We start from the raw sequence: 25,264 nt of genomic DNA, 5'->3' as shown, positions 1-25,264 counted from the left end.
GGGCTGGAGTCGGCTTGGTGCACTGAGCTGTTCGACGTGCAGAGGGCTGCTCCGAGCCTAGCCGCCGAGCAGGTCGGGCGATACGTGCGCGGCATACAGATGCGTGCGCAGCTCTCCCACGAGCTCGGCCCGGTGCTGCGCGCCCGTGGCCACCACGCCTGGGAAGGACGCGAACCCGTGCGGCACCCGCAGGTAGTTGGTGAGCCGCACCGGAACGCCTACAGCACGCAGGGCATCGGCATACCGCGTGCCGTCGTCGCGCAGGGGGTCGAGGTCGGCGGTCTGGATGAGCGCTGGAGGAAGGTCCGCGAGGTCACCGAAGAGGGGCGAGACCAGCGGGTCGACGTACGACGCGGGGTCGGGGCAGTAGTGGTCGCGGAAGGCGAGCATGTTCGTCTTCGTGAGCATTGGTGCGTCGGCGAGCTCGTCGATCGAGGGGGACGACATCGTCATGTCGGTCGCGGGGTAGATGAGGGCCTGGTGGCGTATGGGCGAGGTCCCGGCTTCGTGGTCGTCACGGATCGCCTGAGCCACGACGGCCGCGAGGTTGCCGCCGGCGCTGTCGCCACAGACCGCCAGCCGGCTGGTGTCGGCGCGCAGCACCGCGCCGTGGTGGGCCACCCACCCGGTGGCGTCGATCGCGTCGTGAGCCGCCAGTGGAGCCGGGTGCTCGGGAGCGAGCCGGTAGTCGACGCTGACGACCACTGCACCCACCTGTTCGGCCAGATGCATGCAGAGCGGGTCGTACATGACGACGTTGCCCTGGACCCAGCCGCCGCCGTGGAAGAAGAGGACCACCGGCACGTCGGTCTGGGTGTCACGGAGCCTTCGCGGGCGATACAGGCGTAGCGGGATCTCATAGCCGTCCCGTGCGGGCGCCGTCCCGAAGCTCACCCCGACGGAGCGGCCGCCGCCCCCCGTGATCCAGGAGAACGGAGGCACCTGCGGGTAGACCACCCCGCGGCTGCGGCGGATGCCCGCGAGGTCGAGCCGCTCGACCGGGGCCCCGAGGCGCTCGTAGAGGGCGGTGAACGCCGCGGTCCGCGGGTACATCGTGAAGGGGGAGTGCCGCATGGGCCCTGAGTCTCTCACCTAGGGTGACAGCATGAGCGTTCGCAGGGTGATGGGCATCGAGACCGAGTACGGCATCTCGGTCCCCGGCGACCCGGCCGCCAACCCGATGATCCTGTCGGGGCAGGTCGTCAACGCCTACGCGTCCGCCCAGGGCATCCGGGCCGCCCATGCGTCGTGGGACTACGCCGACGAGGCGCCGCTGCGTGACGCGCGCGGCTTCGAGATGAACCGGGGCCTCGCCGACGCCAGCCAGCTCACCGACGAGGAGGACCCGACCCTCGCCAACGTGGTGTTGACCAACGGCGCCCGCCTCTACGTCGACCACGCACACCCCGAGTACTCCTCGCCCGAGGTGACCAGCCCCCGCGCCGCCGTGGCCTGGGACCGGGCCGGCGAAGCGATCATGGGCGAGTCGGTGCGACGACTGTCCCAGCTGCCGCCGGGCGTCAACCTCTACAAGAACAACACCGATGGCAAGGGCGCCTCCTACGGCACTCACGAGAACTACCTGATGCGCCGCGAGACGCCGTTCACCGAGATCGTGCGCCACCTCGTGCCGTTCTTCGTGGCCCGGCAGGTGATGTGCGGGTCGGGGCGGGTCGGCATCGGCCAGGACTCACGCACCCACGGTTTCCAGGTCAGCCAGCGCAGCGACTTCTTCGAGGTCGAGGTGGGCCTCGAGACCACGCTGAAGCGGCCCATCATCAACACCCGCGACGAGCCGCATGCCGTGGCCGACCTCTACCGCCGCCTTCACGTCATCATCGGCGACGCGAACCACTGCGACGTGGCCAACCTGCTCAAGCTCGGCACGACCTCGCTGGTGCTCGCGATGGTGGAGGACGGCGCCATCGACGCCGACCTCACGATCGCGCGCCCGGTCGCCTCCCTGCACGCGGTGAGCCACGACCCGAGCCTGCGCGAGCTCGTCGAGCTGCGCGACGGCCGCAAGCTCACGGCGGTGCAGCTGCTGTGGGCCTACCACGACCTGGCCGAGCACTACCTGCAGGACCGGTATGCCGGGGAACCCGACGAGGACACCGCCGAGGTCATGCGCTGGTGGGCCCTGGTGCTGGACCGCCTCGAGCGCGACCCGCGAGAGGCGGCTCGCGAGGTCGACTGGGTGGCCAAGCAGCAGGTCCTCCAGGGCTACATCGACCGCGACGGCCTCGAGTGGTCCGACCCGCGGCTGCGCGCCGTCGACATCCAGTGGTCCGATGTCCGAGCGGACAAGGGCGTCTTCCACCGACTCCGGGCGGCGGGCCGTTTCGAGGAGCTCGTCACCGACGCCGACGTCATGCACGCGGTGCACGAGCCACCGACCGACACCCGCGCCTACTTCCGCGGCAAGTGCCTGGAGAAGTACCCCGACCAGATCGCCGCCGCCTCGTGGGACTCGGTCATCTTCGACATCCCGGGTCAGACGTCCCTCCAGCGGGTGCCGATGCTCGAACCGCTGCGGGGCACGAAGGCCAGCGTGGGTGGCCTGCTCGACCGGAGCCCGGATGCAGCCACGTTGCTGCGTGAGTTGGCGTCCGCCTCGGGCTAGGGTGGTCGGAGAAGCCACCACAGCGAGAGGTCACCAGCGATGCCGAGCCAAGAGCAGAGCAGGCCACAGCGCCGCGAGGACGCCCCCGACGAGGCTCCCGAGCCGACTCCCGCCTCGCCCGAGGCCAGCGCCCGCAAGGAGAACCTCGACTCCGACATCGACAGCGTCCTCGACGAGATCGACGGGGTGCTGGAGTCCAACGCCGAGGAGTTCGTGCGCGGCTTCGTCCAGAAGGGCGGCCAGTGACCGGCGGAGCTGACACGGGCAGGCTCCCCGCGGCATACCTCTCGGCAGGCTCGTCGTCGTTCAGCGAGTTCCTCGGGGTACACGCGCCGCACCTGCTGCCGTCCGGCCGGTCGCTGCCCGTGGGCAGCAGCCTCGAGGCGCCGCACGGCACGACGATCGTGACCGCGACGTTCGACGGCGGCGTGGTCATGGCCGGTGACCGGCGCGCCACCATGGGCAACATCATCGCCAACCGTGACATGGAGAAGGTCTTCGCCGCCGACGAGTACTCGGCCGTCGGCATCGCCGGGACCGCCGGGCTGGCGATCGAGCTCGTCAAGCTCTTCCAGGTCGAGCTCGAGCACTACGAGAAGATCGAGGGCACGCTGCTGTCCCTGGAGGGCAAGGCCAACCGCCTGGCCTCGATGATCCGCGCCAACCTCGGCATGGCCATGCAGGGGCTGTCGGTGGTGCCTTTGTTCGCCGGCTACGACCTCGACAAGGGGGTCGGCCGCATCTTCTCCTACGACGTGACCGGCGGCTGTTACGAGGAGCACGACCACCACAGCGTGGGTTCCGGCTCGCTGTTCGCCCGGGGTGCCCTGAAGAAGGTGTGGCGTGCCGGCCTGTCGGCCGAGCAGGCGGTCAGCGTCACCGTCGAGGCCCTCTACGACGCGGCCGACGACGACTCGGCGACCGGTGGACCTGACCTGGGGCGCCGGATCTGGCCCACCGTCGCTGTGGTCCACGCCGACGGTGTCCGCTTCGTCTCGGACGACGACCTGCGTGAGGTCGTCGAGTCCGTCATCGCCGCCCGTCAGGGCAACCCCGGAGGCGCCCGATGACCAGCATGCCGTTCTACGTCTCGCCCGAGCAGCTCATGAAGGACCGGGCCGACTACGCCCGCAAGGGCATCGCCCGCGGCCGCTCCGTTGTCGTCCTGGGTTACGACAAGGGCATCGCGTTCGTCGCGGAGAACCCCTCGCGGGCGCTGCACAAGGTGTCCGAGATCTACGACCGCATCGCCTTCGCGGCGGTCGGCAAGTACAACGAGTTCGAGAACCTCCGCGTGGCCGGTGTCCGGTATGCCGACCTGCGCGGCTACTCCTACGACCGCATCGACGTGACCGCCCGCGGTCTGGCGAACGCCTACGCGCAGACGCTGGGGACGGTGTTCACCCAGGAGTCCAAGCCGTACGAGGTCGAGATCGTCGTGGCCGAGGTGGGCGCCGTCTCCGACGACGACCAGATCTACCGACTCACCTACGACGGCTCGGTGGCCGACGAGCGGGGCTTCGTGGCCATGGGCGGCGCGGCCGAGCCGATCGACGCCGCCCTCAAGGACCGCTGGACCCCCGGCATGTCCCTCGCCGACGTGCTCAGCCTCGCGGTGGAGCTGCTCGGCCAGGATCCGGCTGGGGGAGCGCCCCGTCAGCTCACCGCCGCCCAGCTCGAGGTGGCCGTGCTCGACCGCGAGCGACCGCGACGCACCTTCCGTCGCATCGGTGGGACGCTGCTGACGGCCCTCCTGAGCAAGGACGACCCGACCCACGACGCGCCGCATGAGGACGACGTGCGGCCCGGGCCCCACGACACGCTGACCGGCGACACGTCGCCTCGCGACGAGTCCACCAACCCGCAGACGCAGCGCCCGGGCGACTAGCTCGATCTGCGGTGACCTCAGGCCTGCGGGGCCTCGGCATACCGCAGGTAGGGCTTGACCTCTTCGACACCCTTGAAGCGGGCCTTGGCGTCCTCGGTCGAGACGGTCGGCGCCACGATGATGCGCTCGCCGACCTTCCAGTCGGCAGGGGTCGAGAACGGGCCGGCGTCGTTGACCTGCAGAGCGTCCAGGGCGCGCAGGATCTCGTCGAAGTTGCGGCCGGCGCTCTTCGGGTACGTCAGGGACAGGCGCACCTTGCCGACCGGGTCGATGATGAAGACCGAGCGCACTGGGGACGTGTCGCCCGCAGCCGGGTGGATCATGTCGTAGAGCTCGGCGACCTGACGGTCCTTGTCGGCGATGATCGGGTACTCGACGGGCGCGCCGGCGACGTCCTCGATGTCGGACTTCCACGCCTGGTGGTCCTCGACCGCGTCGACGGAGACCGCGATGACCTTGGTGTTGCGGGAGGCCCACTCGTCCTTGAGCTGGGCGACGCGGCCGAGCTCGGTGGTGCAGACGGGGGTGAAGTCAGCCGGGTGGCTGAACAGCACGGCCCAACCGTCACCCTTCCAGTCCAGGAAGCTCAGCTCGCCCTCGGTGGTCTCGGCGGTGAAGTCGGGGGCGTCGTCGCCCAGTCGCAGCGTGGCCATTGGGGCCTTCCTCTCGAAGGTAACGCGATGTTTGTCATGACCCAACATGCCGTTACTTGACCGCGTTGTGGATGCCCTGTCCGAATGGTGGACCCGCCGGATCGGGAGTCCGGCCCGTCGAGCCTCGCCAGGCCGAGCGGGGAGCCTAGAGTGGGTTCATGGAGCGCCGGATCTTCGGGATCGAGAACGAGTACGGCATCACGTGCACGTTCGACGGGCAGCGACGGCTCACACCGGACGAGGTGGCCCGCTACCTCTTCCGCAAGGTGGTCTCCTGGGGTCGCTCCTCTAACGTCTTTCTCTCCAACGGCTCCCGCCTCTACCTCGACGTCGGCAGCCACCCCGAGTACGCCACCCCCGAGTGCGACCACGTCCGCCAGCTGGTGGTGCACGACAAGGCGGGAGAGCGCATCATCGAGGGGCTGGTCGCCGACGCCCAGGAGCGCCTCGCGGAGGAGGGCATCGAGGGCGAGATCTACGTCTTCAAGAACAACACCGACTCGGCCGGCAACTCCTACGGCTGCCACGAGAACTACCTGGTTGGCCGGGCCGGCGAGTTCCAGCAGCTCTCCGACGTCCTGATCCCGTTCCTGGTCAGCCGCCAGATCACCTGCGGGGCCGGCAAGGTCGTGACGACCTCCAAGGGCGCGACGTTCTGCGTCAGCCAGCGGGCCGACCACATCTGGGAGGGCGTCTCCTCGGCCACCACCCGCAGCCGCCCCATCATCAACACGCGTGACGAGCCCCACGCGGACGCCGAGCGCTACCGCCGCCTCCACGTCATCGTGGGCGACTCCAACATGAGCGAGACGACGACGATGCTCAAGGTGGGCTCGGCCGACCTGGTGCTGCGCATGATCGAGGCCGGCGTCGTCGTGCGGGACCTGACGCTGGAGAACCCCATCCGCGCCATCCGTGAGATGAGCCACGACATGACCGGCCGCAAGACCGTCCGGCTGTCGAACGGGCGCGAGCTGTCGGCACTGCAGATCCAGAGCGAGTATCTCGAACGCGCACAGGCCTTCGCCGATCGGGAGGGCCTCGAGGACCCGATCCACAAGCAGGTGCTCGACCTCTGGGAGCGCACCCTGCGCGCGGTGGGCAGCGGCGACCTGTCCCTGGTCGACACCGAGATCGACTGGGTGATCAAGCACAAGCTCATCACCGGCTACATGGCCAAACACGGGCTGCCGCTGGAGCACCCTCGGGTGGCTCAGCTCGACCTGGCCTACCACGACATCAACCGGCAGCGTGGGCTGTTCTACGTGCTGCAGAAGCATGGCCGGGCCGCCCGGGTCTGCAGCGACCCCGAGGTCTTCGAAGCCAAGACCGTGCCGCCGCAGTCGACGCGCGCCAAGCTGCGTGGTGACTTCATCAAGGCGGCTCAGGAGCACCGCCGGGACTTCACCGTGGACTGGGTGCACCTGAAGCTCAATGACCAGGCGCAGCGCACGGTGCTGTGCAAGGATCCTTTCGCTGCAGTCGACGCACGGGTCGAACGCCTCATCGAGGGCATGCGCGGCTGACGCGGTTCCGGCCCTGCCAGGTGCGGCGGTTATGGTGGTCGAGATCCCACCCCCGGCGAAAGTTACCCTCACCGTGCAGACTCGACCTATCCATGCCCTCGGCGCCACACTCGTTGCTGCTGTGCTGGTGCTCACCGCCTGTGGTGGCGGCTCCAAGACCGCGACGGGCTCCGCCCTCGACCAGGTGACCGTCACCGGGGGCAGCGCCACCACCGCGCCGACCGTCACCGTCAAGCCCAAGCCCCTGTCGGTCAAGGAGACCACGACGCGGGTGCTCAAGAGTGGGACGGGCCCGACCATCAAGGGCGACGAGATCGTCAGCCTCAAGTACGTCCTCGTCAACGCCAAGGACGGCGCCCAGCTCGACACCAACTTCGGCAAGCAGGACCTCGGCATCAACCTCGGTTCCACCAGCCTCCTGCCGGGCTTGAAGAAGGGCCTCGCAAACCAGAAGGTCGGCTCGCGCATCCTGGTCGCCATGCCGCCCAAGGACGCCTTCGGCACCCAGGGCAACGCCAACATCAAGGTCGGCGGCACCGACACCGTGCTGTTCCTTATGGACGTCCTTTCGACCCAGACGGCGCTGAAGTCGGCCCAGGGCACGCCCGTCAAGCCCGTCCCCGGCCTGCCCACCGTCAGCGTGCCCACCGACGGCAAGGCCGCCACGATCACCATCCCCAAGGGAGCCAAGGCTCCGACCAAGACCATCGGTCAGCTCCTGATCCAGGGCAGCGGCCCCAAGGTCGCGGCCGGCCAGACGATCCGAGTCACCTACACCGGGGCACTGTGGAAGAACGGCGTCAACTTCGACTCCTCGGCCAACAGCCCGCAGGGGTACTTCGAGACCATCATCGGCGCACAGCGCGTCATCAAGGCGTGGGACAGCCAGCTCGTCGGCAAGCCGGTGGGCAGCCGGGTCCTGCTGGTCGTGCCGCCGGCGGACGGCTACGGCACTGCGGGGAGCCCCCCGAAGATCAGCGGCACGGACACGCTCGTGTTCGTCGTCGACATCCTCGCGGCGTACTGAGCCCGACCCGGCCCTGCACCGCACCGAACGACCAAGGAGACCAGCATGGGATTCGACCCCAGCACGACCAAGCCCGAGATCGACTTTCCGGAGGGCGCTGCCCCCGCCGACCTGGTCGTCGAGGACCTCAAGGAGGGCGACGGCCGGGAGGCCAAGTCCGGCGACACGATCTCAGCCCACTACGTGGGCGTGGCCCACTCCACCGGTGAGGAGTTCGACGCCTCGTGGAACCGGGGCGCGCCGCTGGACTTCCGGCTGGGCGTCGGCCAGGTCATCCGTGGCTGGGACGACGGCATCGTCGGCATGAAGGTGGGGGGCCGTCGCAAGCTCACCATCCCGGCGCACCTCGGCTACGGAGACCGCGGCGCCGGCGGCGCGATCAAGCCGGGCGAGACCCTGATCTTCGTGGTCGACCTCGTGGACGTGCGCTGACCGCGCGTCACAGCTCGTCAGACAGCAGCCGGGCGGCGTGCCGCCCGGCTGCTGCGCTGTAGAGGAACGACGCGTAGTCGTCGTCGAGCCCCCGGCCCATCGTCGACAGCGGGACGGGGCACGCGCGAAGGGCTGCGTCGAGGCCGTCGACCGACACCTGTCGCACGGTGAGCGCCCCGGCGGCCTCCCTCACCAGGCGGTGGGCCTGCTCGCCGACCACCTGTCCGAACTCGGTATCGAGGTTGGCGATGGGCACGTCGGCGGCCGCCAGGGCGATACGCCCGTATGCCGTGATGCTGTGGTGGGAGATGCCCCGGTGCCGCTCTCGGACGTCGGCCTCGGAGACCCGCAGCGCGGCGATGCTTCGCCCGCCGAGCGTGGCCGTCGCGTTGACCGCCTCGCCGGCCGCCACACCCGTGTAGCCCCACGTCGTGCCGGTGCCGACGTTTCCGGGGCCCTGGACCACGACGGCCAGATCGGCCCCGACGACATGCCGTGCGGCCAGCAGCCCGGAATGCAGTGTCACCGCCTCGTGGTCACCGCCGTAGGCCTGACCCACGGTCACGGTCGCGGCGAGCCACCCGGCGTCCTTCAGCCCGGCGACCGTGCGCGAGAACGCGATCGGCAGGGCGCCCCCGTCGGTCATCACATAGACAGCCCGGGCGTGCGGTCGATCCACGCGGAGACCGCAGAGCACGGCTGGGAGGGCCGAGTGAAGATCGGCGACGACGACCGGCATACCCTCCAGGTCACCCGCCGCGGCCAGGGGACCCGTCATGAGGGCGTGGTGGGGGCTGTCCTGCTCGTCGACAGCGAGGAACATCTGCTGGTGGGGTGTGTACCGCGCCTTGACGATGTGGCCGTGCGGAGGAGGCGGGTCGGCGGGGAGCCGGTCGGGGACAGCGACGACGAAGGCGAGACCCCCCGTGCCGAGGCCTCTCAGCAGGGCAGATGCGTTGAGCAGGACCCGGTCGCCCACCTGGGGCTCGCCGACCAGCGCCGTGTAGGCCAGAGCGCGAACCGTCTCAGGTTCGCCGGACGCGTCCTGGGGAGCCAGCCGCACGGCATACTCGACTGCACCCGGCCAGCGTCCGTGCACCTGCTCGACCCGTCCATCGCGCCACTGCATCACGACACGCACAGTAGCCGTCAGGCTCTCCTGCGTACTCCGGTAGCGTCGCCCTGTGAGCTCCCCGACCGGCCCTGCGGCAAAGACCGAGCGTCTGCTGAACCTCGTGCTCTGCCTGCTCTACACGCGCCGGGCGCTCCCCAAGTCCAAGATCCGCGAGATCGTGCCGCAGTACGGCTCGGCGGCCAGCGACGAGGCCTTCGACCGGATGTTCGAGCGTGACAAGGACGAGCTGCGCGAGCTCGGGATCCCGCTGGTCACCGAGGACATCGGTGGCGTCTGGGACGACGAGCTGGGCTACCGCATCGACCAGCGCGACTACGCACTGCCCGATATCGAGTTCGAGGCAGACGAGCTGGCCGTCCTCGGGCTGGCGAGCCGTACCTGGGCGCACGCCTCGCTGGCCGGCCCGGCAGCGTCGGCCCTGCGCAAGCTCAAAGCCATCGACATCGAGCGCGACGGCGAGTCCCTCGTCGGGATCGAGCCTCGGCTGGGCACGCGAGAGGCGGCCTTCGAGCCGGTGAAGAACGCGGTGGTCGCCCAGCAGACCATCTCCTTCGGCTACCGCACCGGCGGTCAGGGCCAGGTCCTCACGCGTCGCGTCCAGCCGTGGGGCCTCGCATCGTGGCACGGCCGCTGGTATCTCACCGGGCACGACCTCGACCGCGGTGCGCCGCGCGTGTTCCGGCTGTCGCGCATCGAGGGTGCGGTCAGGCCCGTGGGCAAACCCGGCGGTTATGCCGTGCCCTCGGACCACAGCGCTCGCGACATGATCCGCACCACCGTTGGCGACCAGCAGGCACGCACTGCCGTGGTGCGGGCCCGCGAGGGACGCGGTCAGGCGCTGCGCCGTCGTGGCCACGAGCGGGCGACCGAGCCGCCCCCGGCCGGCTGGACCCTGCTGGAGGTCCCGTTCACGGACGCTGACACCTTCGCCGACGAGGTCACCGGCTACGGGCCCGACGTCGTCGTGGAGGAGCCACCGGAGGTCCGTGAGCTGGTCATGGCGCGGCTGCGCGGTGCCCTCGGTCAGGAGGCCATGGCATGAGCGCTCCCGAGACCGCGACCGCGCGGCTGTCCCGTCTGCTGACGATGGTCCCGTGGCTGGTCAACCGCCAGGGGATCGACCTCGACCAGGCCGCCGCTGACCTGGGCATCACCGCGAACCAGCTCGAGACCGACCTGCGGTTGCTCTACCTGTGCGGCTACGGACAGATGCCGGACGAGCTGATCGACGCTCAGTGGGAGGGCGGCCGGGTCTTCGTGACCAACGCGGACGCCATCGCCCGCCCGCTGCGGCTGGGTCGCGACGAGGCCTTGACCCTCATGGTGGGCCTGCGCGCCCTGGCTGCGGTCCCCGGACTGGGGGAGCGCGACGCGATCGAGCGTGCGATGGCCAAGCTCGAGCAGGCCACCGGGGCCAGTGCCGAGGCGGCCGCTCGCGTCGAGGTCGCGATCGACGAGGGCGTCGAGGCGAACCTGCTCGCCGACGCCCGGCGCGCGGTCGTCGACCATCGGCGCGTCCACCTTCGCTACCTCGTCCCGAGTCGTGACGAGGCCACAGAGCGCGACGTCGACCCGATGCGCGTGGTCAACCTCGACTCCCGCTGGTATCTCGAGGGCTGGTGCCACCGAGCCCAGGACACGCGGTTGTTCCGGATGGACCGGATCGAGTCGATGCAGGTGCTCGACGAGGACGGCACACCGCCCGCGCACGCTCGGCTGCGCGACCTCGACGCGGGGACCTTCACCGCGAGCCCGGACGACACCCTGGTCACGCTGCGGCTCGAGGCCGGCGCCGCGTGGGTGAGTGACTACTACCCGGTCGAGTCGGTGGAGACGGCATCCGACGGGTCGCAGACCGTCACGTTGCGCACGGCCGACACACTGTGGCTGCGCCGGCTGATGTGGCGGCTGGGAGGACTCGGCAGGGTGCTGGCACCCGTAGAGCTGGCCGACAGCGTCCGCAGCGGTGCCGAGGCCGCTCTGGCGGCCTACGACGGGTAGGGTGCTGGGCGTGTTGTGGGTCCTGATCTGGGTGCTGCTCGTCGTGGTCGCGGTGGCCTACCTGGCGACCCGTGTCTGGGGCGTGTGGGGCCAGTTCAAAGAGCTGACGGCCGAGGTCGCCCATGCGTCTGACACCCTGACCGGCCTGCAGGCCCAGGCCGAGCGGCTCGGCGACCGGACGCCACCGGCGCCGCTGGCCGTGTTCGGAGACCCGCGGCAGCTGCGCCGGGAACGCCACGCCACGCGTGGAGCGTTGAAGCAGGAGCGGCGCGCCCGCCAGGCCGCCAGACAGCCCCGCTGGGCCCGCCCCGTAGACTGAACTCACCACGCGGCCGAAAAGGAAGGCACATCATGCTCAGGGGCGCATTCGAGGGTTGGCACATCGTGATCATCCTCGCGCTGCTCATACTCCTTTTCGGCTTCAAGCGCCTCCCCGACGCGGCCCGCAGCCTGGGGCGTTCGATGCGGATCTTCAAGTCCGAGGTCAACGAGATGAAGCACGACGGCAAGAGCGCGGCCAGCAGCGACACCGTCAAGGGCGAGACCGTCAAGGACGAGGCTCCGCCCCGCCAGGACACCGCGCCTCGCGAGGAGACCAGCCCGCGCGAGGGCAACTCCTCCGGCCTCTCCTGACCCGTCACCCCAGCAGCCCCGACGACGACAGCGCGGCAGTCCACGATGGCGTTCCGGCGTGCCCGCAACCCCGAGGGCAAGATGTCGCTGGCCGACCACCTTCGGGAGCTGCGCCGACGCTTCCTCATCTCGGCAGTCGCGGTCCTGGTCGGCGCGGTCGTCGGCTGGGTGACCTACCCCCGCGTCTACGCGGCCTTGGCGGCGCCGTTCAACGACTACAAGACGAGCCACCCGCACAGTGTCATCAGCCTCAACTTCGGCAACGCGACCGCCGCGTTCTCCCAACAGGTGAGCATCTCGATCTTCGTCGGCGTGCTGGCCTCGAGCCCCGTCTGGATGTTCCAGCTGTGGGCGTTCATCGTGCCTGGTCTGACTCGCAAGGAGCGCCGCATCTCGCTGGCGTTCATCGCCGCCATAGTGCCGCTGTTCCTGGCGGGCTGCGCGCTGGCCTACGTGGTGCTCCCGAAGGTCCTCGCGGTGCTCTACGGGTTCACGCCGCCGGGCGCCTCCAACATCCAGCAGGTCGCGGACTACTTCTCGTTCGTCACCCGGTTCATCCTGGCGTTCGGATGCTCGTTCCTCATGCCGGTCTTCCTGGTGGCCCTCAACGCCATCGGACTCCTGCCCTCGGCTGCGATGCTGCGTGTGTGGCGACCCGCCGTGTTCGGCATCTGCGTGCTCTCGGCCATCGCGACGCCCACGCCGGACGCGTTCACGATGTTCCTGTTGGCGATCCCTCTGGTCGCGCTCTACTTCGCCGCAATCGGCGTCAGCAAGCTCATCGAGCGCACCCGCGCGTCTGACCGGCCGACCTGGGCCGACGTGGCCGACGACGAGGCCTCGAACCTGTAGCCTCCGGCCGTGGTCAAACGCGTCGGACTGGTGGTCAACCCCACCTCTGGTAAGAACCGCGGCATGGTGCTGGGCCTCGAGGTCGCCCACCGTCTGCGCGCCGCCGGGCACGAGGTCCTGGACCTGTCCGACGAGTCGTACGCCGCCGCGCGCGACCGTGCGATGGGGGCCATCGCGCAGGGACTCGACCTCCTCGCGGTGGTCGGCGGCGACGGCATGGTCCACCTGGGCGTCAACCTGGTCGCCCTGACTCCTGTGCCGCTGGCGATCATCGGCGCAGGCACGGGCAACGACGTGGCCCGCGGCCTGGGCCTGCCCGTCCACGACCCGGTGCGTGCTGCCGACATCGTCACGACCGGTGTCCCGCGGACCATCGACGCGATCAGCCACACCGACTCCCACGGCGAGCGGCGCTGGTACGCAGGCGTTCTCGGTGCGGGGTTCGACTCGATCGTCAACGAGCGAGCCAACACGTGGCCGTGGCCGCACGGCCAGATGCGCTACAACCTCGCGATCCTGCGCGAGCTGCCGCTGTTTCGTCCCATTCCCTACGTCGTCACCGTCGACGGCCGCAGGCACGAGAGCAGGGCCATGCTCGTCGCCGTGGCCAACGGCCCCTCCTACGGCGGCGGCATGCGCGTCGCGCCCGACGCGAGCTTCGACGACGGGCTCGTCGACGTGGTGATCCTGCACGAGATCAGCACCCTCGAGTTCCTGCGGGTGTTCCCCAAAGTCTTCACCGGTGCCCATGTCCACCACCCGGCCGTGGAGATCATCAAGGGGCGCCAGGTGACCCTCGAGGCGGACGGCATCGTGGCGTACGCCGACGGTGAGCGCTTCGCGGCCCTGCCGCTCACCCTGGAGACCGTCTCCGGCGCGGTGACGGTGCTGGTGCCTCCCGGCACGTAGGCTCGGTCCCATGTCCACGCCCGCCGAGCGGTATGCCGCGAGCACGCGCCGCGCGGCATACGCCAAGAGCCAGCTGGCGGCCTTCGCCGCCACCGTCGCGTTCCCGCTCGACCCCTTCCAGGAGCAGGCCTGCGAGGCGGTGGAACAGGGGCGGGGTGTTCTGGTCGCGGCGCCCACCGGCGCAGGCAAGACGATCGTCGGAGAGTTCGCGGTCTTCCTCGCCCTCGCCACGGGCCGCAAGGCGTTCTACACGACGCCGATCAAGGCGCTGTCCAACCAGAAGTACAACGACCTCGTGCGCCGCCACGGCGCCGCCAACGTCGGACTGCTCACCGGCGACTCCTCGATCAACGGTGAGGCCCCCGTCGTCGTGATGACGACCGAGGTCCTGCGCAACATGATGTATGCCGGGTCCTCGACGTTGCACGGCCTGGGCTTCGTCGTCATGGACGAGGTGCACTACCTCGCCGACCGGTTCCGGGGAGCGGTCTGGGAGGAGGTCATCATCCACCTGGCTCAGGACGTCCAGGTGGTCTCGCTGTCGGCGACGGTGAGCAATGCCGAGGAGTTCGGCGCCTGGCTCGCCGAGGTGCGTGGGGGAGTCGACGTCATCGTGTCGGAGCACCGGCCGGTGCCGCTGTGGCAGCACCTCATGGTGGGCGAGCGCCTCTACGACCTGTTCGTCGACGAGGCATCCTCGCCCGTCACGGGCCTGGACGCCACGCGCGTCAATCCCGAGCTGTTGCAGGCGATCCGCGTCGCCGACGAGCGCGGTCGCTGGGACGGTGGCGGCCGCCAGGGGTCGAGAGGTAGACGTGGTCCGGGCGGACGCCCCGGGGAACGCACCGGCGGACGTCCCGGTGGGGGCGGGGGCACCGGCGGGCGGCCTGGTGGCGGCCCGACCCGCTCGGAGGTGATCCTGCGACTCGAGCGTGAGGGACTGCTGCCGGCCATCACCTTCATCTTCAGCCGGGTCGGCTGCGAGGCCGCGGTGAGCCAGCTGCTGCGCGACGGCGTCCGGCTGGTGCCCGAGGTCGAGGGCGACCGGATCCGGCGCACCGTCGAAGAGCGCGTCTCGTCCCTGGCCGACGAGGACCTCGGGGTGCTCGGCTACTGGGACTTCGTCGACGGGCTGAGCCGTGGTTTCGCCGCCCACCACGCCGGGATGCTGCCGACGTTCCGCGAGATCGTCGAGGAGCTGTTCACCGCCGGGCGGATCCGGGCCGTGTTCGCCACGGAGACTCTCGCCCTCGGCATCAACATGCCGGCCCGGACCGTGGTCATCGAGAAGCTGGTGAAGTTCAACGGCGAGACCCACGCCGACGTCACTCCCGCCGAGTACACCCAGCTGACCGGCCGGGCGGGCCGACGCGGCATCGACATCGAGGGGCACGCGCTCGTGCTCTGGAACCGCGGTCTCGACCCTTTGGCCTTGGCGGGGCTCGCCTCGACCCGCACCTACCCGCTGCGCTCGAGCTTCCGCCCGACCTACAACATGGCCGTCAACCTCGTGGCGCAGGTGGGTCGCGAGACCGCGCGCGAGATCCTCGAGACGTCGTTCGCGCAGTTCCAGGCCGACCGCGCCGTCGTGGGACTGGCTCGCGCGGTGCGCAAGAACGAGGAGGGCCTGCAGGGCTACGCCGAGGCGATGGAGTGTCACCTGGGCGACTTCCGCGAGTATGCCGCGCTGCGCGAGTCCATCGCCCGCCTCGAGAAGGAGGGAGCAAAGAGCCGCTCGGCCAGCCGGCGCGCGGAGGCCGCGGTGTCCTTGGAGGCGCTGCGGATCGGTGACGTCATCCGCATCCCGGCCGGCCGCCGGGCTGGGTACGCCGTGGTCGTCCAGCCCTCGAGGTCGTTCCACGGCGAGCCTGCCTCGCCCACCGTCGTCACCGAGGACCGGCAGGTGCGACGTCTCTCCCTGGTCGACGTCCCCACTCCCGTCGAGCCCCTCGCCAAGGTGAAGGTGCCACCCCACTTCAATGCCAAGAGCCCCAAGGCGCGCCGCGACCTCGCCACGTCGCTACGGATCGCCGTCCCGCACGACCCGCCGCCACCGCGGGCGCGCGCGCGGCATACGGGGGCAGCGGACGAGGATGAGCAGGTGGCGGAGCTGCGTCGCCGGCTCAAGGCCCACCCATGCCACCAGTGCCCCGACCGCGAGGACCACGCCCGATGGGCTGAGCGCTGGTGGCGCCTCAAGCGCGAGACCGTCGGACTGCAGCGCAAGGTGGAGGGGCGCACCAACTCGGTGGCCCGGACGTTCGACCAGATCTGCGCGCTGCTGGCCGAGCTGGGCTACCTGTCCCCAGACGGTGGCGAGGTCACGGCCCAGGGGCAGAACCTGCGGCGCCTCTACACCGAGAAGGACCTGCTGGCGGCCGAGTGCCTGCGCCACGGTGCGTGGAAGCGGCTCGACCCGGCCGGTCTCGCTGCCGTGGTCTCCTCGCTGATCCACGAGCCGCGACGCGACGAGGCGGACCCCGCGCCACGCATGCCCACGGACGAGGTTGCCGAGGCCGTGCACGAGATGCAGAGGCTCTGGTCGTCTCTGGAGGACCGTGAACGCGAGCTCGGGCTGCCCCTGACCGGCGACCCCGACGCCGGGATGGCCTGGATGATGCACCGGTGGGCCAGCGGTCGGCGCCTCGAGGAGGTGCTGAGGGGTTCAGACATGGCCGCCGGCGACTTCGTGCGACGCTGCAAGCAGGTGGTGGACCTGCTGGGGCAGCTGGCCGACGCCGCGCCGGAGCCGGTGCTGCGTGGCACCGCCCGCAAGGCCATCGACGCCGTGATGCGCGGCGTGGTGGCCGCCGACCGGCTGGACTGAGGGAACGATGTCCGACGACCCGCCGCTGACCGGCACCTCAGCCCTGACCGGTCTCAAGGCTGATCTGCACCGGTACCTCCAACAGGGCCGCGACAGCCTGTTGCGGACTCTCGATGGCCTGGGGGAGTACGACATCCGCCGTCCGCTGACTCCCAGTGGCACGAACCTGCTCGGTCTCGTCAAGCACCTTGCTGGCGTGGAGCTGGGCTATCTCGGCAACTCCGTGGGCCGGCCGGCCCCCATCACCCTGCCATGGGAGGAGGACGGCTCGGTCTGGCAGAGCGCCGACCTGTGGGCGACTGCCGAGCAGTCCCGCGACTACCTGCTGGATCTCTATCGCGTGGCCTGGGGCCACAGCGACGCTTCGCTGGCCGCGCTGCCGCTCGATGCGCCGGCGACCGTGTCGTGGTGGCCGGCAGAGCGCCGCTCGACGACCTTCGGCTCGTTGGTGGTCCGCGTGGTCGCGGAGACGGCTCAGCACGCCGGCCACGCCGAGATCCTGCGTGAGTCTCTGGATGGGCGCGGCGGCCGCGACCATGACGCCGTGGGGGATGACGCGTGGTGGGAGCGGTATGTCGCCGACATCCAGCGGGCGGCAAACGCGTTCCGCTGAGGGACCCGCTCGCTGTCCCTGTGGACAGCGGGGGTGGCGTGTGGGTGGAGTGCTCTAGATTGGACGTATGTTCGAATCGGGGGGTCGTCCGCAGCTGACGGTGACTGACGTGTCGTCGCTCGTCGGCGGTCTGGCGGCGCTGGACGTGGGCGACCTCACGGACGCTCGGCGGGTCGACCTCATGAGTGTGCTCGAGTCGCTGAAGGGCGCGGCTGCTGCGGTCCAGGCACGCCTGGCCGTGGACTTCGCCGAGTCGCAGGAGGCCGGGGCGCAGGAGGCGGGGACGCGGCGGCTCGAACGCCGGAGCGTCGCGGCACAGGTCGCGTTGGCACGACGCGAGTCTCCGCACCGGGGGTCGCGCCATTTGGGTTTCGCCCGGGCGATGGTGCGCGAGATGCCTCACACCATGGGCCATCTGGCCGCCGGACGGGTGAGCGAGTGGCGCGCCACCATCCTGTGCCGCGAGACCGCCTGCCTCAGCGTCGTGGACCGGACCGCGGTGGATGCAGCGCTGGCGGCCGACCTGCCGACTCTCGGGGATCGACAGGTCCAGTCACGAGCTCGGGCGCTGGCAGCCCGGTTGGATGCGACGGCGACGGCCAAGCGCGCGGCGCGGGCGCAGGGTGACCGGTGCGTGAGCCTGCGCCCGGCGCCGGACACCATGACGTACCTGACGGCGTTGCTGCCTGTGGCCCAAGGAGTGGCCGTGTTCGCCGCACTGGAACGGGCAGCAACCACCGAGCGCGCGGGCGACGACGACCGGGGTCGCGGTCAGCTCATGGCCGACACGCTGGTCGAGCGCGTGACGGGTCAGGCGGCCGCCGCGGCTGTGCCCATCGAGGTGGTCATGGTCATGTCCGGCGACACGCTGGCGGGGCTGGATGACTCCCCGGCTGAGGTGCCCGGTTACGGGCCTGTGCCCGGCGAGGCGGCTCGGGCAGCTCTCGCGGCGAGCTCCGATACGGAGGCGTCGATCTGGTTCCGGCGCGCGCTGACCAGCCCGGACGGTGCGCGGCTGATCGGTCTCGACAGCCGGCGCCGGTTGTTCCCCGTGGGGCTGAAGCGTTTCCTGGTCCTGCGTGACAGGACCTGCCGGACCCCATGGTGCGATGCCCCCATCCGTCACGCCGACCATGTGCTCCCGGCACGCCGGGGTGGCTCGACCACGTCGGCCAACGGCCAGGGTCTCTGTGAGGCCTGCAACCAGGTCAAGGAGGCCGCTGGGTGGTCTGCACGGGTCGTGCAGGACGGCACACGCGAGGGCGCACGGCACCGGGTCCGGCTCCGCACCCCCTACGACTCCACGGCCCCGCCACTCCTGGAGGGGGCGCCTGCACCAGACATCAGCTGGGTCGAACGCCGCCTTCACCTCCGGCTGGGTGCGGCGTGACGCCCTGGCTAGCCGATCCGCAGTGCCGCGAGGACTCGGTTCAGCGAGCTTGTCACGCCGAGCTCGCTGGCGAGCCGGCTCAGAAGCACGGGGTCGGCGACCTGCGCGGGCAGCCGCATGTCGACCTCCTCCACCGGCGCGTCTGGTGCGACCTCGACGACCTTGGGGGCCACCTCGAGATAGGCAGCGCCGGCCTCCAGGCGGGTCCGCTGCGCGCCCTTGATCTCGGGGTCGCCGTTGGCCACGGCCGCGCGCAGGGCCTCCAGGGAGCCGTAGCGCTCGATCAGCTTCGCGGCCGTCTTCTCACCGATGCCGGCCACGCCTGGCAGCCCGTCGCTGGTGTCACCGCGCAGCACCGCCATGTCCGCGTAGGCAGGGCCGCTGGACACGGCATACTTCGCGCGCAGGAACGCCTCGTCGACGAGGTCAGGGTCGCGCACGCCACCGCGCGCGGTGTAGACGACTCGCACGTTCGCCGCGTCGTCGACCAGCTGGAACAGGTCTCGGTCGCCGGTCACGACGTCCACGGCCATGGTCCCCTTGTGCCGTGCGGTGAGGGTGCCGATCACGTCGTCCGCCTCATAGCCGTCCGCACCCAGGCGGGCGATCCCCAGCGAGGCCAGCGCATCGCGGATCGCCGGCACCTGGGGTGCGAGGTCGTCGGGGGTCTGCTCCTCCTCGAGCGAGCCGTCCAAGAGCCGGTGCGTCTTGTACGTCGGGATCGCGTCCACGCGGAACTGAGGTCGCCAGTCGTTGTCCCAGCACGCCACAAGGTGAGTCGGCTGATGGGTCGTGACCAGCGAGGCGATCATGTCGAGGAACCCGCGCAGCGCGTTGGTCGGTGGCTGCGAGAGGTCGGTGCGCTGGTCGGGCACTCCGAAGAACGCCCGGTAGTACAGAGACGCAGAGTCGAGCAGCATCAGACGTCCCGAAGCCGTAACAGACATGCCGACATGCTGCCACCTGTGCCGCAGACCTCAGTAGGGTGGCACCGTGGAAGACCTCGACCGTCGCATCGTCGACCTGTTGCGTGCCGACGGGCGGATGAGCTACACCGACCTGGGGAAGTCGATGGGCTTGTCCACCTCAGCGGTGCATCAGCGAGTGCGGCGTCTGGAGGAGCGAGGCGTCATCAAGCGGTATGCCGCGATCGTCGACCACGCGGCGCTCGACCTGCCCCTCACGGCATTCGTGTCGATCACACCGTTGGACCCGGCTGCGCCGGACGACATCCCGGACCGGCTTCGCGAGATGTCCGAGCTCGAGGCCTGCCACTCCGTGGCCGGCTCGGAGAACTACATCCTCAAGGTGAGAGTGGGCACGCCTGGCGACCTCGAGGACCTGCTGGCCCGCATCCGAGCCAGGGCCAACGTGGCGACCCGGACCACGGTCGTCCTCTCCACACCCTGGGAGTAGCCGGGCGGCAGCTCAGCGGGCGATGGGGGCCAGTACGGCTCGGGCGGCGCGGACCAGGTCATCGGGAGAGAGCGAGACATCGAGCCCCCGCCGGCCACCGGACACATAGACTCTGTCGAACCCCGTCGCCGAGACGTCGACCACCGTCGGCAGGGCCCGGCGCTGGCCGACGGGCGAGATGCCTCCCACGACATAGCCCGTGGCGCGCTCGGCATCGGCGGTCTGCGCCATCGCGAGGCGCTTCAGCCCAAGAGCAACGGCCAGCGCCTTGAGGTCCAGCTGACCGTCGACGGGGACCACGCCCACCGCCAAGCCGCGCTCGCCCTGGACGACGAGGGTCTTGAAGACCTGGGCCGGTGGCACGCCGAGTGCCTCAGCAGCCTCCAGCCCGTAGGACGCAGCCCCGGGGTCGTGCTGGTAGGCATGCTCCACGAAGGCGATACCCAGCCGGGCCAGCGCCGTGGTGGCGGGCGTCCCGCTCAGTGGGACTCGACGCGTCGCACGAGGGCCCAGGCGCCGGGCAGCAGCCCCGCCGCCGCGAGGATCTTCAGGCCATCGCCGACGAGGAAGGGCACCATGCCCTGGTCGAGCCCGGTCCGCAGGTCCATGCCCGTGGAGGCCATGAGGTATGAGACCCCGATGGCGTAGATGACGACGTTGCCCAGCACCATGGTGAGCGCCGTCCGCACCGGGGTCCGGTCGGCGCCCCGTCGGGCCAGCCACCCCACGAGCCCGGCCGCGAGGACGAAGCCGATGAGGTAGCCGAACGAGGCGAAGCCGTAGCCGCTCGCGTGCCCGGCGAACCAGGGGACTCCCGCCATGCCCGCGAGCAGGTAGACGCCCGTGCTGAGCAGACCCCGCAGCGGCCCCAGCGCCGCGCCGGTGAGCAGCACAGCGAAGGTGCCGAGCGTCAGCGGGACCGGGGTGAACCCGAGCGGGATGGCGAACTGGGCGAGCAGTCCGATGAAGGCCGCGCCGCCCAGGACTAGGGCCGTGTCGCGCACCAGACCACCGGGGACGACGTCCGCGAGAACACGCTGGCGAGGCAGGGGGAGTGCAGTCACGGGAGCAACCTACCGAACGCCTCGACCGCCTAGACCAGGGAGGCCTCTCGTGAGGCTGCCGCAGCGGCGACCGCCTGCTCGTGAGCCGCCCCGTGGTCGGTCTGGTCGTGCCACCAGCTCTGTCCCGACTCGGGCAGGGTGTAGATCGGGTCGTAGTAGACGTAGTCGCGCGAGAGCGCCTGCTCCATCGACTCGTGGTCGGCGGCCTCGATGCTGGTCCGGTAGTTCTTGCGCCAGAAGGACATGCCGCGCTCCGTGTCGTACTGGTCGACCTGGTGCACCCACCGCTTCCCGACGAAGGGCACGTCGCAGACGATCCGCGGAGTCGCGAAGCCCGGCAGGTAGCCCATGATCGAGTGCTGCAGGTGCTGCGCCTCGGCGAGCGAGAGCCGCCAGTGCTCCGCGAACGGGATCATGTCGCACATGTAGAAGTAGTAGGGCGTGACCATCGCGTCGTCCTGGAGGGCGAAGCAGAGGTCGAGCAGCTGTTCGGTGGAGTCGTTGATGCCCCGCATCAGGACACCCTGGTTGCGCACGTCCCGCACTCCGGCCTCGAGCATGGCCTTGGCGGCCTGGGCCACCAGTGGAGTCACCGACTGGGCGCTGTTGACGTGCGTGTGGATCGCCAGCGACACCCCTCGGCTGCGCGCCTTGTGAGCCACCCGCGCCACGCCCTCGACGACCTCAGGCTGCAGCCAGTGCTGGGGCAGGCCCATGAGCGCCTTGGTCGCTAGCCGGATGTCGCGGATGGTGTCGATCTCGAGCAGCTTGTCGAGGAAGCCCTCGAGATTGCGCCACGGCATGTTGGCGACGTCGCCACCGGAGACCACCACGTCCCGGACCTGCGGGGTCTGCTGCAGGTACGCGAGCATGGCGGCATACCGGTCCACGGGCTTGCCGGTGAGCTTGAGCTTGTCGACCATCGGCGTGGAGTTGCCGACCAGGTCCATGCGGGTGCAGTGTCCGCAGTACTGCGGGCACGTCGGCAACAGCTCGGCGAGCACCTTCGTGGGGTATCTGTGGGTAAGCCCCTCCGCTACCCACATGTCATGCTCGTGCAGGCTGTCGCGGGTGGCCATCGGATGCGAGGGCCAGTCGGTGCGCCGGTCACTGAATACCGGCAGCATGTAGCGGCGGACCGGGTCGGCGTAGAAGGCACGGGTGAACTCGTGGCCGGCCGGAGGCATGGCCTCGGCGGTCGCCGGGACCATGGTGTTCATCATCTGTGGCGGGACGAGCATGGACATGGTCGCCCGTTCGGCCTGGTCGCGCTCGAGGTCGCCGTAGAACGCGTCGGTCAGCAGGTCGCCCATGAGCTCGCGCAGCTGCCGGACGTTCTTGACGCAGTGCGCGCGCTGCCACTGGGCGCTGGCCCAGTCCTGCTCGGTGACGTCGCGCCACCCGGGCAGGCGGGTCCAGTCGGGCTCGACGAGCTCGCGGTGCCGGTAGCGGTAGGGCTGCTCGATTGCTGTGCTCATAACTGGCAGGATACGGGACAGGTTCCGATGGAATCGACATCTGACCGCAAGATTTGCGTGTCGAATCACGCTCGATGGGAGATTCTGTGTCCGCCACCCCCTCTTCGCCGGTCGGCCTGCACCGCGTCCTCGACCCCGTGCCCGCCTGCCTGCCGCAGGCCGCCTCGCGGCTCGACACGTCACGGGCGTTGTGGCCCGACGAGGTGCGCGTGAGTGTGGAGACGCTCAACCTTGACGCGGCGTCATATCGGCAGCTCGCCGTCAAGCACGACGGCGACGGAGAGGCCATCCGCGCAGAGGTCCTCGACATCGTGCGGACGCGCGGCAAGATGCAGAACCCGGTGACCGGCTCCGGGGGGATGCTCATCGGCACGGTCGAGGAGGTGGGCCAGGAGTCGAGCCTGGGCCTGGCCGTGGGCGACCGCATCGCCACCCTGGTGTCGCTCTCCCTCACCCCGCTCGTGCTCACCGACGAGCTCGCCCGGTGGGACGGACGGTCGGAGCGAGTCCCCGCTGAGGGCTACGCCATCCTGTTCGGGCGCTCGATCGCCGCGCAGCTGCCCGACGACCTCGCACCCGACCTCTCCCTCATGGTTATGGATGTGTGTGGCGCCCCAGCGTTGGTGGCCAGGGTGGTGCGCGAGTATGCCGCGCAGGGCCACGCGCCGACCGTGGCAGTGCTGGGGGGCGCGGGGAAGTCGGGTTCGCTGTCTCTGGCGGCGGCCGCCGACGCAGGCGCTGCTCGCCGCATCGCCGTCGTCCCGGTCGAGCGTGAGGCGCGGCTGCTCGAGGACACGGGACTGGCCGAGGCGGTCGTCATCGCCGACGCCCGCAGCCCCCTGGGCCTATCCGAGGCGGTGGCGGCCGCGGGTGGGCCGGCCGATATCACCGTCGTCTGCGTCGACGTGCCGGGCTGCGAGCAGCCGGCGATCCTGTCCACGGCGCAGGGCGGCACGATCATCTTCTTCTCGATGGCCACGAGCTTCGCGGCGGCCGCCCTTGGCGCCGAGGGCGTGGCCGCGGACGTCCGCATGCTGGTGGGCAACGGCTACGTGCCCGGGCACGCGGCATACGCCCTCGAGCTGGTCCGTGGGAACAAGGCGGTGCGCGGCCTTTTCGAGGCCAGGGCACACTGAGCGGCGTGACCACCCTCTATCGCGGCGGATTCGTCTATACCCCTATCGACCCGTTCGCGAACGCGATGGTCGTTGACGACGCGACCGGCACCATCGCCTGGATCGGCGGCGACGACGCGGCAGCCGGACATGTGGACGCCGTCGACGAGGTCGTCGAGCTCGACGGCGCGCTGGTGACGCCCGCGTTCGTCGATGCGCACGCTCACACCTCGCAGACGGGGGCGACCCTGCGCGGGGTCGACCTGGCGAGCACCCGAAGCGTCGTCGAGGCACTCAGCCGCATCGAGGGCGCCGCTCGAACGGGCCAGGGCCGACCGGTCTACGCCCCGGGCTGGGACCAGGGCAGATGGGCCGAGGGTCGGCCGCACACCGGAGCCGAGCTCGACCGGGCGTCCTACGGCGGCGTCGTGTACTCGCCACGGGTGGACGGCCACTCGGCCGTCGTCTCCTCAGCGCTGGCGGCCGCCAGCGGAGCCCGCGACCTGCCGGGCTGGGAGGGGGAGGGGCTGGTCACCAGAGACGCCCATCATGCGGCCCGAGAGGCGTTCAACGGCGCGGTGACCCCGGCCCAGCGGCAGGCCGACATCGCCTTGGCCCTGCAGTCGGCGGCCGCGGCAGGCATCGGCCTCGTCCAAGAGAACGGCGGACGCACCCTGTCGGGGACCGACGACTTTGCCGAGGTGCTGGCGACGGGGGAGCGGGGCGACGGTCCCCAGACGATCGGCTACTGGGCGCAGCTGGTCTCGGACGAGGCCGAGGCTCGCGACGTGGCCACGCTGCACGGCGCTCGTGGCCTTGCGGGCGATCTCAACATCGACGGCTCGATCGGCTCGCGGACGGCGCACCTGCGCGCGGACTATGCCGACGCACCAGGACACACGGGCAACGCCTACCTCACCGTCGAGCAGGTCCGTGACCATGTCGCCGCCTGCTCCCTGGCCGGGCTGCAGGCGGGCTTCCACGTCATCGGCGACGCCGGCGTCGATACCGCGATCGAGGGCTTCGAGGCCGCCGCCCGCCTGGTCGGGGCGGCGACGGTCCTTCGCGGCCGCCACCGGCTGGAGCATCTCGAGATGGTCTCCCGCGAGGGCGTGGAGCGGCTCGTCAGGCTGGGGGTCGCTGCGAGCGTGCAGCCGGCCTTCGACGCCGCCTGGGGCGGCACGCACGGCATGTATGCCGCCCGGCTGGGGCCCGACCGCGTCCACGGCGACGCGCCGATGAACCCGTTCGCCTCCATGCTCGCGGCTGGGATGACCGTGGCCCTGGGCTCGGACTCGCCGGTCACACCGTTCGCCCCCTGGGAGGCGGTGCGCGCGTGTGTCAACCACCATGACGAGTCCCAGCGGGTCTCGGCGCGCTCGGCCTTCCTCGCCCACACCAGGGGTGGCTGGCGCGTCGCGGGGTTCGACGACCGGGGCTACCTCGACCTGGGGCTGCCGGCGACCTTTGCGGTCTGGGAGGTCGGCGACCTCGTGGTGCAGGCACCGGACGACCGGATCCAGACCTGGAGCACGGACCCGCGGTCCGGCACCCCCGGGCTGCCCGACCTGTCGCCCGGGACGCCGGCGCCAGTGTGCCGACGCACCGTCGTCCGGGGCCGGACCGTGTTCGACGCCGGGACCCTCTGACCCGGCGTTGAGGATTTGCGGTCCCATGAGTTG

The 25,264-nt window shown here is 70.5% G+C and carries 26 protein-coding genes; 19 read left to right on the top strand and 7 right to left on the bottom strand.

Features of this window, described 5'->3' with window-relative positions; all coding sequences use genetic code 11:
* Positions 1-57: 57 nt before the first annotated feature.
* Positions 58-1,074, bottom strand: coding sequence for an alpha/beta hydrolase (locus VGN50_RS00680; RefSeq protein ID WP_327442699.1), 1,017 nt, complete (start codon positions 1,072-1,074; stop codon positions 58-60).
* 31 nt (positions 1,075-1,105) lie between these two features.
* On the opposite strand from VGN50_RS00680, the gene dop reads away from it, so the two are divergent.
* From dop to prcA, 4 genes are read left to right on the top strand one after another with little or no spacing between them, the layout of a single operon-like run.
* Entirely contained in the window at positions 1,106-2,623 is a 1,518-nt protein-coding gene (gene dop / locus VGN50_RS00675) for a depupylase/deamidase Dop (protein ID WP_327442698.1), read from the top strand.
* Between the two features lie 39 nt (positions 2,624-2,662).
* The gene (locus VGN50_RS00670; RefSeq protein ID WP_154683544.1) at positions 2,663-2,869 is read left to right on the top strand and encodes a ubiquitin-like protein Pup; all 207 of its coding nucleotides are present in this window, start codon (positions 2,663-2,665) and stop codon (positions 2,867-2,869) included.
* Positions 2,866-3,693 carry a proteasome subunit beta gene (gene prcB, locus VGN50_RS00665; protein WP_327442697.1) on the top strand — a complete coding sequence of 276 codons (828 nt, stop codon included), beginning with the start codon at positions 2,866-2,868 and terminating at the stop codon, positions 3,691-3,693. Before VGN50_RS00670 ends, prcB begins: the two co-directional genes overlap by 4 nt.
* The gene (gene prcA, locus VGN50_RS00660; protein ID WP_327442696.1) at positions 3,690-4,511 is read left to right on the top strand and encodes a proteasome subunit alpha; all 822 of its coding nucleotides are present in this window, start codon (positions 3,690-3,692) and stop codon (positions 4,509-4,511) included. The genes prcB and prcA overlap by 4 nt, the downstream gene beginning before the upstream one ends.
* Positions 4,512-4,528: 17 nt before the next feature.
* Here prcA and VGN50_RS00655 read toward each other — a convergent pair whose 3' ends face one another.
* Positions 4,529-5,164, bottom strand: a complete 636-nt coding sequence (locus tag VGN50_RS00655; RefSeq protein WP_327442695.1) for a peroxiredoxin — start codon at positions 5,162-5,164, stop codon at positions 4,529-4,531.
* 158 nt (positions 5,165-5,322) lie between these two features.
* Here VGN50_RS00655 and pafA point away from each other — a divergent pair, with 158 nt between their 5' ends.
* The 3 genes from pafA to VGN50_RS00640 all read left to right on the top strand — a co-directional run bounded on the left by pafA (position 5,323) and on the right by VGN50_RS00640 (position 8,149).
* Complete coding sequence (gene pafA / locus VGN50_RS00650; protein WP_327442694.1) at positions 5,323-6,690, top strand: Pup--protein ligase; 1,368 nt, start codon at positions 5,323-5,325, stop codon at positions 6,688-6,690.
* Between the two features lie 73 nt (positions 6,691-6,763).
* Positions 6,764-7,717: an FKBP-type peptidyl-prolyl cis-trans isomerase gene (locus tag VGN50_RS00645; protein ID WP_327442693.1), complete on the top strand. Its 954-nt coding sequence runs from the start codon at positions 6,764-6,766 to the stop codon at positions 7,715-7,717.
* A gap of 45 nt (positions 7,718-7,762) precedes the next feature.
* Positions 7,763-8,149, top strand: a complete 387-nt coding sequence (locus VGN50_RS00640) for an FKBP-type peptidyl-prolyl cis-trans isomerase (protein WP_327442692.1) — start codon at positions 7,763-7,765, stop codon at positions 8,147-8,149.
* 7 nt (positions 8,150-8,156) lie between these two features.
* On the opposite strand, the gene VGN50_RS00635 is transcribed toward VGN50_RS00640, so the two are convergent.
* Positions 8,157-9,281 (bottom strand): DUF3866 family protein, encoded by a 1,125-nt coding sequence (locus VGN50_RS00635; protein WP_414694490.1) that lies wholly within the window; start codon positions 9,279-9,281, stop codon positions 8,157-8,159.
* A gap of 52 nt (positions 9,282-9,333) precedes the next feature.
* Here VGN50_RS00635 and VGN50_RS00630 point away from each other — a divergent pair, with 52 nt between their 5' ends.
* The 9 genes from VGN50_RS00630 to VGN50_RS00590 all read left to right on the top strand — a co-directional run bounded on the left by VGN50_RS00630 (position 9,334) and on the right by VGN50_RS00590 (position 18,509).
* Positions 9,334-10,326, top strand: coding sequence for a helix-turn-helix transcriptional regulator (locus tag VGN50_RS00630; RefSeq protein ID WP_327442691.1), 993 nt, complete (start codon positions 9,334-9,336; stop codon positions 10,324-10,326).
* The gene (locus VGN50_RS00625; protein WP_327442690.1) at positions 10,323-11,285 is read left to right on the top strand and encodes a WYL domain-containing protein; all 963 of its coding nucleotides are present in this window, start codon (positions 10,323-10,325) and stop codon (positions 11,283-11,285) included. The genes VGN50_RS00630 and VGN50_RS00625 overlap by 4 nt, the downstream gene beginning before the upstream one ends.
* Before the next feature lie 10 nt (positions 11,286-11,295).
* On the top strand, positions 11,296-11,604 hold the full coding sequence (locus tag VGN50_RS00620) for a hypothetical protein (RefSeq protein ID WP_327442689.1): 309 nt from the start codon (positions 11,296-11,298) through the stop codon (positions 11,602-11,604).
* 32 nt (positions 11,605-11,636) lie between these two features.
* Complete coding sequence (gene tatA, locus VGN50_RS00615; RefSeq protein WP_327442688.1) at positions 11,637-11,918, top strand: Sec-independent protein translocase subunit TatA; 282 nt, start codon at positions 11,637-11,639, stop codon at positions 11,916-11,918.
* A gap of 45 nt (positions 11,919-11,963) precedes the next feature.
* Positions 11,964-12,770: a twin-arginine translocase subunit TatC gene (gene tatC, locus VGN50_RS00610; protein ID WP_327442687.1), complete on the top strand. Its 807-nt coding sequence runs from the start codon at positions 11,964-11,966 to the stop codon at positions 12,768-12,770.
* A gap of 9 nt (positions 12,771-12,779) precedes the next feature.
* Positions 12,780-13,679, top strand: a complete 900-nt coding sequence (locus VGN50_RS00605) for a diacylglycerol/lipid kinase family protein (protein ID WP_327442686.1) — start codon at positions 12,780-12,782, stop codon at positions 13,677-13,679.
* A 10-nt stretch (positions 13,680-13,689) separates the two neighbouring features.
* Positions 13,690-16,506, top strand: a complete 2,817-nt coding sequence (locus VGN50_RS00600; RefSeq protein WP_327442685.1) for a DEAD/DEAH box helicase — start codon at positions 13,690-13,692, stop codon at positions 16,504-16,506.
* A gap of 7 nt (positions 16,507-16,513) precedes the next feature.
* Positions 16,514-17,119, top strand: a complete 606-nt coding sequence (locus tag VGN50_RS00595) for a DinB family protein (protein ID WP_327442684.1) — start codon at positions 16,514-16,516, stop codon at positions 17,117-17,119.
* Between the two features lie 67 nt (positions 17,120-17,186).
* Positions 17,187-18,509, top strand: a complete 1,323-nt coding sequence (locus VGN50_RS00590) for an HNH endonuclease (RefSeq protein ID WP_327442683.1) — start codon at positions 17,187-17,189, stop codon at positions 18,507-18,509.
* Positions 18,510-18,517: 8 nt separating this feature from the next.
* Here the strand turns inward: VGN50_RS00590 and VGN50_RS00585 are convergent, their stop codons facing one another.
* Positions 18,518-19,456 carry a 5'-3' exonuclease gene (locus tag VGN50_RS00585; protein ID WP_327442682.1) on the bottom strand — a complete coding sequence of 313 codons (939 nt, stop codon included), beginning with the start codon at positions 19,454-19,456 and terminating at the stop codon, positions 18,518-18,520.
* Positions 19,457-19,502: 46 nt separating this feature from the next.
* Here VGN50_RS00585 and VGN50_RS00580 point away from each other — a divergent pair, with 46 nt between their 5' ends.
* On the top strand, positions 19,503-19,925 hold the full coding sequence (locus VGN50_RS00580) for an Lrp/AsnC family transcriptional regulator (RefSeq protein WP_327442681.1): 423 nt from the start codon (positions 19,503-19,505) through the stop codon (positions 19,923-19,925).
* A 12-nt stretch (positions 19,926-19,937) separates the two neighbouring features.
* Here the strand turns inward: VGN50_RS00580 and ybaK are convergent, their stop codons facing one another.
* Genes ybaK through VGN50_RS00565 form a run of 3 tightly spaced genes read right to left on the bottom strand, consistent with a single transcriptional unit; the run spans position 19,938 to position 22,467 of the window.
* Positions 19,938-20,438: a Cys-tRNA(Pro) deacylase gene (ybaK, locus tag VGN50_RS00575; protein ID WP_327442707.1), complete on the bottom strand. Its 501-nt coding sequence runs from the start codon at positions 20,436-20,438 to the stop codon at positions 19,938-19,940.
* On the bottom strand, positions 20,405-20,989 hold the full coding sequence (locus tag VGN50_RS00570; protein WP_327442680.1) for a biotin transporter BioY: 585 nt from the start codon (positions 20,987-20,989) through the stop codon (positions 20,405-20,407). The genes ybaK and VGN50_RS00570 overlap by 34 nt, the downstream gene beginning before the upstream one ends.
* Before the next feature lie 29 nt (positions 20,990-21,018).
* The gene (locus tag VGN50_RS00565) at positions 21,019-22,467 is read right to left on the bottom strand and encodes a lysine 2,3-aminomutase (protein ID WP_327442679.1); all 1,449 of its coding nucleotides are present in this window, start codon (positions 22,465-22,467) and stop codon (positions 21,019-21,021) included.
* Positions 22,468-22,553: 86 nt separating this feature from the next.
* Here VGN50_RS00565 and VGN50_RS00560 point away from each other — a divergent pair, with 86 nt between their 5' ends.
* Both VGN50_RS00560 and VGN50_RS00555 read left to right on the top strand, forming a co-directional pair.
* On the top strand, positions 22,554-23,603 hold the full coding sequence (locus VGN50_RS00560) for an L-erythro-3,5-diaminohexanoate dehydrogenase (protein ID WP_327442678.1): 1,050 nt from the start codon (positions 22,554-22,556) through the stop codon (positions 23,601-23,603).
* Between the two features lie 5 nt (positions 23,604-23,608).
* Positions 23,609-25,231, top strand: coding sequence for an amidohydrolase (locus VGN50_RS00555; protein ID WP_327442677.1), 1,623 nt, complete (start codon positions 23,609-23,611; stop codon positions 25,229-25,231).
* The last annotated feature ends 33 nt before the right edge of the window (positions 25,232-25,264 follow it).

The sequence above is a fragment of the Pedococcus sp. genome (genome assembly GCF_036000045.1).
Classification (GTDB): Bacteria; Actinomycetota; Actinomycetes; order Actinomycetales; family Dermatophilaceae; genus Pedococcus.
The sequence above is the reverse complement of the archived record's forward strand: the minus strand, read 5'-3'. Positions and strand labels throughout refer to the sequence as shown.